Raw genomic sequence first — 8,802 nt, forward strand, 5'->3', positions numbered from 1 at the left:
AATCTAATCAAATAGTGAAAACAAATTTATTAACAATTATTTGCTGTATTTTCTTTTTCTAAGGAAAGTGAAAAGTAATCCGAATATTCCCAAGATAATTATTGGTAATCCTACGCTTATAATTTGAGCACTTGTGTAATTATCATAGACTTTTTCTTTGTCTAAAATAGGTAGATTTACCACTTTACTTCGAATGTTAATAAGTCCGTTGTCATCCAATAAATAATTGACACAATTCATCATGAATTCCTTATTTCCGTATAATTTATTGGTCCATTTGTCATAACCCAATTCTAAAGGCTGGTAATTTTTGTCCAATTGATTTTTAATCACATCACCATCAGAAATCACAATCATTTTATTGGTTTTACCTAAATTCAAAAACGATTTCTCCTGAAATGGCAATACTCGGTTTTCAAATGCTGAATGAAATTGCCCTTCCAATAAAACCGCAACAGGAATGTTTCCTTTATTTAAAAACTCCGATTGCTCAGGGCGATCGTTAACCAATTCTAATTTTACTTCTACCGGAGCACCAACTAATCTGGAATAAGGGGAAGATTGTAATAAAACAGTTTTCTTAATTCCGTTTTTTAAAGTGTCAATTCCATTGGTAAATTCAAATTTCACCGCATCAAGATTACTCACAATTGGATGTTTTGCTGTTGGATAAACCAATGGTGAATAAAACCAAGGAAATTGATTGTATTGCGTTCCGCTTCCGTTTTCACCCGTAGCAAGAGTAATGGGAGCAGCCATAATATCTTTAACCATGTCGGGATTTAATCTCACTCCATATTTAAAGAACATATCGTTCAAATTCAAATCGTTTGGAAAGGCTAAAGTAGTTCCAGATTCATTATACAGGCTATCCATTTCTATGTTCACTTGATCGATAAGCCATAGTGTTTTTCCGCCATTCATTACAAATTGATCTAAAACCAGCTTTTCTTCGTCGGAGAATTTTTCAATTGGTTTTACAATAACTGCAAGATCGTATTTCTTTAAAAAAGCTAAGGTTTCAACCGGTTTATTAGCAACTGAATCCAAAGTGAAAGTCCCAATAAAATAGTTTTCTTTGACTTGTTTAATGAAATCTCCCATCAATAAATCGTTCAACTCGCCATTTCCTTTTATTACGGCAACTTTTTTCTGTTTAGGTTTCATAACAGAATTAAATGCGCTTGTAAAAGCATATTCTAAATGTTGGACAGAACTCACTACTTTTTCAGCAATTGAAGCTCCCATAACATTTTTTAGCAACGGAACTTTTACCCTTCTACCATGATAAGTTGCAATCGCCCAAGGAAAAGCTACTTCTTGTGTTTGTTTTCCTTTGTCATTTAAGGTTACATTTATTGGAGTTAAACCACTTTCTAGAAACGCTTGAATGGTGGCGTCTTTTTTATCTTCTTCTTCTAGTGGATTTACAAATTGAAAAACAATATTAGAATTATAAGCTTTAAATTCTTCTAATATTTGTTGCGTTTCTGTTTGCAATTTCTTCATTTCACCTGGCAATTCTCCTTTCAAGAATACAGAAATAATCAAAGGTTCTTTAACGTCTTTAACTATATTTAATGTAGTTTGGGAAAGCGTATAACGGTGATCAGCGGTTAAGTCAAAACGATGAAAATAGAAGTTCCCAGCAATATTAATTAGGATTAATACTAGTGAAATAAATACTACCGATTTTAGATTTTTATTTTTCATCATTACAATTTTAAAGATTTTAATTTAAAAACAGTAAGTGACATGAAAAAGACAGTTACACTTGAAAAATAAAATAAATCGCGAGTATCAATTACCCCGCGGCTCATACTTTTAAAATGACTGTTCATTCCTAAATGGGAAATACTGCTTTCCAAACTTGGTAAATAGGTAGCAATACCATCAAATCCGAAGTAGAAAGTAAAACACAATAAAACCGCAACCAAAAATGCAATTATCTGATTGTTGGTTATTGACGAAGTAAATATTCCAATAGAACAATAGCCTGAAATTAAGAACAACAACCCAAAATAAGATCCTATAGTGCTTCCCATATCGATATTGCCTTCGGGCATACCAAGTTTAGAAATTACATATACATAAATCAATGTTGGAATTATAGCTATTACAATTAATAAAAACGATCCCAAAAACTTACCACCAACAATTTCCCAAATACTTAAAGGCTTGGTTAAAAGCAACTCCAAGGTTCCTTGTTTCATTTCGTCAGCGAAACTTCTCATGGTAACCGCAGGAATTAGAAATAGCAAAATCCAAGGAGAAATAGTGAAAAACGGACTTAAATCGGCAAAACCAGAATCTAAGATATTGTACTCACCGTTGAAAATCCATAAGAACAATCCGTTAAGAATTAGGAAAATAGCGATTACTAAGTAGCCAATCGGCGAACCGAAAAAGGACCTAATTTCTCTGAATAATATTGCTTTCATTTTATATTTTTTAAACTAAAGAAACTAATTTTTCCACGCTCCAGGCTTCAGGTTTATTATTAAATAGCTTTTTTGTATCTGTCCAAATTTCGAAAAAAAGTTCGGAATTTCTATAATTTTCCAAATCTTGTTCGGTTTCCCAATAACTATAAGTAAAAAAAATGCAGTTGTCGGTTTTATCTTGATACAATTCTAATAAACGATTTCCTGGCGCATTTCGTATTTTCTCTTTTATAACTTCAAAATTTTCTAAAAAATTGGAAATCTTATCTTCGTGAAAACTCATTTTTACAATTCTTACAAACATAACTAAATAGAATTAAATTGTATGATAATACTGTCTCTATAATTCAATCCCAATAAACTTGAAGCGCTTCCAACGTTCAAAGGATTACTCCTAAAAATAGCAATTTCTAAAAATCCCGCTTCATTGAAAATCGCTAATTTATCACCTTCATAATCCTTAATTGGGTATTTTCCGGTGTTACCAATATCTGAATATTTTGCCCAAATATTTTTTATAGGATTTGATTTTTTCTGTAAGCGATTTTGCAATAACGGAATTTCGTATGGTCTCCCTTTTCCAATTTCAACAAACAATTTTTTAGAAATATTAGTCACCACATTTCCAAAATGGTCAATGTAAATTACATAACCTTTTATAGAATTTTTATCGGCAGCCACGGTAGGTTGAATTTCGGTTACTTCCTTAATTGCAGTTATTTCCTTACCAATAACATTCAATAATCCACCTTTTGAAACATGACTCGCAACAGTTACAAATACATCCAAATCCGTTGCGTCTTCTGGTAAGCGATCGTGAATATTGATAGCCACGATTTTTTCAGGTGCCACTTTTTGAGTCAAAATACTAAGTATTCCATTGTCGGCACAAATAAAAAAATGATCGTTCCATTGCATCGCAATATGTTGGTTTTCTTTATTTTTTTCTGCGTCAACGCCAATTAAGTGAACGCTACCTTTTGGAAAACTATTGTAGGCAGCTCCAATAATATAACTCGCTTGAACGGTGTTAAATGGCTCGATATTATGAGAAATATCTACAATTTTAGCCTCTGGATTTTCTGTCAAAATTTTCCCTTTCAAAGCACCCACAAAGTGATCTTTGAGTCCATAGTCGGTGGTAAGTGTAATTATTGACATAAAATTGTTTATAACTAATTTAAGGATGTATACCTAAATTATATTAAATTTGAAATGCAAAGCTAATAATTATCAATGACTATTTTTTAATTAAATCCAATACATTTGAACGAAAGAACTATCGAGCTCATAGACATCGCTCCAAAAGACTTCTGGGGCGCTCAAGACACTCATCTTGAAACGATTAAAAAGTATTATCCAAAGTTGAAAATTGTGGCTCGTGGTACCACCATAAAAGTTTTTGGAGAAAAAGAAGCACTAGATGAATTTGAAAAAAGATTCAACAGGTTGATGGTTCATTTTACAAGGTACAATAATATTGATGACAATGTGATTGAAAGAGTAATCCAAAGTGACTCGCAAGACGACAATCGAATGGATGCCAGAGACAATATTTTGGTTCATGGAGTAGGAGGCAAGATTATTAAAGCAATGACGGCCAACCAACATCTATTGGTTCAAACCATCAATAAAAACGACATGGTATTTGCCGTAGGGCCAGCCGGAACAGGGAAAACCTACACTGGTGTGGCAATGGCGGTAAAAGCACTCAAAGAAAAGCAAGTTAAGAGAATTATATTGACGCGTCCTGCCGTTGAAGCTGGAGAAAATTTGGGCTTTCTGCCGGGAGACATGAAGGAAAAACTAGATCCTTATATGCAGCCTTTATATGATGCTTTGCGCGACATGTTACCTAACGAAAAACTAGAAGATTATATATTAAAAGGTATAATTCAAATTGCCCCTTTGGCCTTCATGCGTGGAAGAACTTTAGACAATGCCTTTGTGATTCTGGACGAAGCGCAAAATACCACTCATTCCCAAATGAAAATGTTTTTAACGCGTATGGGTAAAAATGCCAAGTTCATGATTACTGGCGACCCAGGGCAAGTAGATTTACCGAGACGCACCATATCCGGTCTTAAAGAAGCTTTGTTGGTATTGAAAGACGTTGACGGAATTGGAATTATTTACCTAGACGATAAAGATATTGTGCGCCACCGATTAGTGAAAAAAGTTATTGATGCTTACAAGCAAATTGAGAATCACGATTAGAGTATGACTTTTGGAATAAGCAAAAAATAGTTTAGAATTAACTTAATCTTTGCTAAATAAAAAACTTACATAAAGTAAAGTAATACCAGCTGGTTGAAGTTATTTTAAATTTCTTTTAATTTTACTATTCCTTTTTCATATTTATTTACTATTACTTGGATACTAGGTCTAATAGTCCATGAGATTTTTTTTGTTACAATTTTTCTATATGTAAATATGATTTCTCCTTTGTCATTTTTTTGTAAAATTACGGGCTCAATAGTTGTCATAACATTTGTTTCTGGTAAAATAATAACAATAACAAATTTTGTATTAAAGTCAATGTGGGTAGGTTTTCCTTCAGAACCCATTGTTGTTGCCATTCCAAAGATTTTATAAAAATTTTCTGAATTTTCAATTTTGGGGTTAGCCAATGTTTCAACTGAATTTAAAACAAAATAATTTTTCGCTAGAGTAAAAGGTATACCTGTAAGTTTTCCTGTTGTTTCTATTGAATTTGTTCCAAGATTTTCTGAATTTTCTTTTTTTATTCCTTCTTTACACGAAATAAACAATACTAGATAAATTATTGATATTGTGAAATTTTTTTTTGTCATTTTTTACCACTTAAAGATTTTATTTCGGAGGTGATTCTGTTAAATCTTTTCAAAGTTATTTTACTTTTAGAAGTTGGAAATAGGCTGCAAATATTATTTAAGATTCAAAGTTCTTTGGAACTGTAATGCTTAAATTTTTCACCAAATGCTAAATTTTTCCGACCTCTTGTTAAATACAGTTATATTAATCACAGTGCAATTATTTTATCTGCTTCTCTTATTCCGCTTAAATAAGCACCGTGAGCTGTTGAGAAATAATCTGCTTCGGTATGTTCACCACCAAAAAACAATTTATCATTTATTTCTTCTGCTAAATCATCAAAATGTCTCATTTCTGTTCCAACTGCTGTATATGAATAAGCACCAAATGAATTTTCATTACTATTCCATTTAGTTCTTAAAATATTGTTTGGGTTTGGAATATAGTTTCCGTAAATATCTCTAAGATGGATCATTATTTCATCAATAATTTGAGCATTTGTCATCGTTTCGGTTTGACGTGCATAGTCTGCATATGCAAATGTCATTAAGGCATTTATACTCGGGTTTACTTTTTTTAAATTTACAAAATAATTGAATTTATCTTTTATAGTTGGTGTATATGAAATATATTGTACATCGTCCCAAAATGCAGTGTCCCATATTAATAAAAACTTATTCACACAGTTCATACCTATTTTTTCAATTGCAGTAAGTTTTACTGATGGCAGTGCAGGTACAAATTGTATTGTATTTGCTTTCAACACACCAAGTGGAACAGTTACTAAAACATAGTCTGCTTCGGTTATTGTTATGTTATGAGTTATTTTAATTTTTGTATCTGAATAGTCAATTTTTGAAACTCTTTGATTAAGTTGTATATTTAATCCATAGGCTAAATTGTTTGGAATAGTGTCGTAACCATTGGTTGCTATTCGTTCTTCACCCCCAAATTCTTCACCTTCATTGTATAGTGTAGATGATAAATTATTCAAATCGCCTGTATCAAAAGTAACATTTGTTGAGAGTAAAAACTTCCAAAGTCTGTCATTTACTTTTGCTGGATATAAATTATTGAAAACAGTTTCAAAACTTTGATTAGAATTTCCACTATTCATCATAGTGTTTAGAATTGTGTCTAACTCATCTTCTGCATTATCAAAAGTCGATACACTTCTTAAAACACCACCAATATCATACGATTTTCTGCTGGCATCATCAGTAAATGCAGTATTCATTCCAGCTTGTTGGGCTAATGCTGTAATTGGATTTCCAGTTGTACCGTGTATCCAACTTGCCCCTTCGTCAAAGGCAACACCCAAACTCCTATTTGTCCTAAGTCGCCCACCAATCTTATCTTGTGCTTCGAGCAAAATAACATTAAATCCTTTTTCTTTCAGTTTTTTAGCAGCTGCAAGTCCTGAAATACCTGCTCCAATAATAACTACTGTTTTGCCGTTTGGACTCAAGTTTTCATCTTCTTTTTCGCAGCTAGCCAAAATTGTAGGGGTAATTAGAATTAGTGGCAGTCCCGTCAATGTGTCTTTTATAAATTTTCTTCTTTCCATATTTTATATATTTATTTTTAATTGGTTTGTATTTTAGGGATTGAATTTAGTAAGCGATTCCTTTTAGATAGGCTTGGCTTGCTCAAAGCTTCGAGGAAAGCGAAAAACCTGCGCTAATAATTTTATTTGAATCACACTTTTAACTGATTTATAAGTACATCTAAAACAAGTTGTACCATCCTTTAAAGTAGTTTCGAGTTTGGTTAACGAAGTTTTTGTAGTGGCCAACCACGCTATTTTTTGTGATTGTATAATATTCGATAAGTTAAATATCGTTTCAAACGATTTTGGAAGGTTCTATTCTTTAAAAACAGTTCAAAACTTGCGGTTTCAAGCAGTAAAGATTGGGTAATATGTATTAGAAGGATTTCTAATAAGTAGAAAGTAGAGTAAGTAACCTGCATATAATAATTTTATTTGGTTTATAATAATGGTAAACATAATTAAAATTATTTATAATATTGGATTTATTGGATTTTTTTTTTGTTATTGCATTATAAGACATGAAACAATATTTTGAGGCTAACACTGTAAATTATGTTTTATTTGTTAATTATCTTTTTTATTGGGATTTTATTTGTAACTCTCTTAGATGATAAAAACAAGTTTTAGTAAAAAAAATTACAACAATCAAAATAATGATTTTTAAATTTAATCTCTTTCTCTTTTGCTTTCTTCTACAAAACAATCTACTTTTGCATTAAACAACTGCAAACAACAAAATTAAATGAATACAATAACTACCACTAATTTTAATTTTCCTAGCCAAAAGTCAGTTTACCATGGAAAAGTTCGTGAAGTTTACAATATCAATAACGAGTTATTGGTTATGGTTGCAACCGATAGACTTTCTGCATTTGATGTCGTTATGCCAAAAGGAATTCCATACAAAGGGCAAATTTTAAATCAAATTGCTACTAAGTTTATGGAATTAACTCAGGATATCGTACCTAATTGGTTAATTGCAACTCCAGATCCAAATGTGGCAATCGGACATTTATGTGAGCCTTTTAAAGTGGAAATGGTAATTCGTGGTTATGTTTCTGGCCATGCTGCTCGTGAGTATGCTGCTGGAAAAAGAATGTTGTGTGGCGTTACAATGCCCGAAGGTTTAAAAGAAAACGACAAATTTCCAACCCCAATAATTACTCCTTCAACAAAAGCTGATAATGGCCAACACGACGAAGACATTTCTCGTAAGGACATTTTAGCAAAGGGAATTGTGGCTGAGGAAGATTATTTGGTATTAGAAAAATATACACGTGCTTTATTTCAACGAGGAACTGAAATTGCAGCCAGTCGCGGATTGATTTTGGTGGATACTAAGTATGAATTTGGAAAAACCAAAGACGGTAAAATTGTATTAATCGATGAAATTCACACCCCCGATTCTTCTCGATATTTTTATGCAGATGGATACCAAGAACGCCAAGATAATAGCGAAGAGCAAAAACAACTTTCTAAAGAGTTTGTTAGACGTTGGTTGATAGAAAATGGATTTCAAGGTAAAGAAGGACAGACGATTCCAAATATGACTGATGAATACATCCAAACGGTTTCTGATCGCTACATTGAATTATTTGAAAATATTATCGGTGAAAAATTCATTAAAGCTGATATTTCTAATATTAATAAGAGGATTGAAAAAAACGTACTAGATTATTTGTCAAAAAAGTAAACTTCATCCTATTACATTAGGGTTTTTATTGCGAAATATTAAAAAACGAACTTATTTAAGTTCGTTTTTTTTTTTGTTAAATTATGTAGTTATTAACAATTTAATAAATATATATTTGATAACTTTTTACATTTACAATTATCAATTTAATTAAAATTATTTAAATTTGATATAATATTAACAATAATTTTATTAATTTTGTAATGTTAGTGGAGTCCAGAAACTACTTTAAACAACGGGGCGGAACCGAAAAGCCTTACGAGTAAGAAAACCAAATTAACCAATTTAATTATGACAAATTTAATGTTTATTCCAAGTTT

The 8,802-nt window shown here is 31.6% G+C and carries 8 protein-coding genes; 2 read left to right on the top strand and 6 right to left on the bottom strand.

Features of this window, described 5'->3' with window-relative positions:
* Positions 1 to 36: 36 nt before the first annotated feature.
* From gldG to AC9UFV_RS02480, 4 genes are read right to left on the bottom strand one after another with little or no spacing between them, the layout of a single operon-like run.
* Positions 37 to 1,713 (bottom strand): gliding motility-associated ABC transporter substrate-binding protein GldG, encoded by a 1,677-nt coding sequence (gene gldG, locus AC9UFV_RS02465; RefSeq protein ID WP_509572433.1) that lies wholly within the window; start codon positions 1,711 to 1,713, stop codon positions 37 to 39.
* Positions 1,714 to 1,715: 2 nt separating this feature from the next.
* Positions 1,716 to 2,441: a gliding motility-associated ABC transporter permease subunit GldF gene (gene gldF, locus AC9UFV_RS02470; protein ID WP_509572419.1), complete on the bottom strand. Its 726-nt coding sequence runs from the start codon at positions 2,439 to 2,441 to the stop codon at positions 1,716 to 1,718.
* Between the two features lie 10 nt (positions 2,442 to 2,451).
* Positions 2,452 to 2,748 carry a putative quinol monooxygenase gene (locus tag AC9UFV_RS02475; protein WP_509572421.1) on the bottom strand — a complete coding sequence of 99 codons (297 nt, stop codon included), beginning with the start codon at positions 2,746 to 2,748 and terminating at the stop codon, positions 2,452 to 2,454.
* Positions 2,749 to 2,750: 2 nt separating this feature from the next.
* Positions 2,751 to 3,605: an SAM hydrolase/SAM-dependent halogenase family protein gene (locus tag AC9UFV_RS02480; protein ID WP_509572423.1), complete on the bottom strand. Its 855-nt coding sequence runs from the start codon at positions 3,603 to 3,605 to the stop codon at positions 2,751 to 2,753.
* Between the two features lie 105 nt (positions 3,606 to 3,710).
* Here AC9UFV_RS02480 and AC9UFV_RS02485 point away from each other — a divergent pair, with 105 nt between their 5' ends.
* Positions 3,711 to 4,661, top strand: a complete 951-nt coding sequence (locus tag AC9UFV_RS02485) for a PhoH family protein (RefSeq protein WP_509572425.1) — start codon at positions 3,711 to 3,713, stop codon at positions 4,659 to 4,661.
* Between the two features lie 104 nt (positions 4,662 to 4,765).
* On the opposite strand, the gene AC9UFV_RS02490 is transcribed toward AC9UFV_RS02485, so the two are convergent.
* Both AC9UFV_RS02490 and AC9UFV_RS02495 read right to left on the bottom strand, forming a co-directional pair.
* Entirely contained in the window at positions 4,766 to 5,257 is a 492-nt protein-coding gene (locus AC9UFV_RS02490; RefSeq protein ID WP_509572427.1) for a hypothetical protein, read from the bottom strand.
* Between the two features lie 188 nt (positions 5,258 to 5,445).
* Positions 5,446 to 6,804, bottom strand: coding sequence for a flavin monoamine oxidase family protein (locus tag AC9UFV_RS02495; RefSeq protein WP_509572429.1), 1,359 nt, complete (start codon positions 6,802 to 6,804; stop codon positions 5,446 to 5,448).
* Between the two features lie 727 nt (positions 6,805 to 7,531).
* Here AC9UFV_RS02495 and AC9UFV_RS02500 point away from each other — a divergent pair.
* Entirely contained in the window at positions 7,532 to 8,482 is a 951-nt protein-coding gene (locus AC9UFV_RS02500; RefSeq protein ID WP_509572431.1) for a phosphoribosylaminoimidazolesuccinocarboxamide synthase, read from the top strand.
* Positions 8,483 to 8,802: the final 320 nt, after the last annotated feature.

The organism is Flavobacterium sp. (assembly GCF_044349645.1).
GTDB lineage: Bacteria > Bacteroidota > Bacteroidia > Flavobacteriales > Flavobacteriaceae > Flavobacterium.

Excerpts from the sequence above, each read along its gene's own strand:
- gldG (WP_509572433.1), bottom strand. The coding sequence starts at position 1,713 with ATGAAAAATAAAAATCTAAAATCGGTAGTATTTATTTCACTAGTATTA.
- gldF (WP_509572419.1), bottom strand. The coding sequence starts at position 2,441 with ATGAAAGCAATATTATTCAGAGAAATTAGGTCCTTTTTCGGTTCGCCG.
- AC9UFV_RS02475 (WP_509572421.1), bottom strand. The coding sequence starts at position 2,748 with ATGTTTGTAAGAATTGTAAAAATGAGTTTTCACGAAGATAAGATTTCC.
- AC9UFV_RS02480 (WP_509572423.1), bottom strand. The coding sequence starts at position 3,605 with ATGTCAATAATTACACTTACCACCGACTATGGACTCAAAGATCACTTT.
- AC9UFV_RS02490 (WP_509572427.1), bottom strand. The coding sequence starts at position 5,257 with ATGACAAAAAAAAATTTCACAATATCAATAATTTATCTAGTATTGTTT.
- AC9UFV_RS02495 (WP_509572429.1), bottom strand. The coding sequence starts at position 6,804 with ATGGAAAGAAGAAAATTTATAAAAGACACATTGACGGGACTGCCACTA.
- AC9UFV_RS02500 (WP_509572431.1), top strand. The coding sequence starts at position 7,532 with ATGAATACAATAACTACCACTAATTTTAATTTTCCTAGCCAAAAGTCA.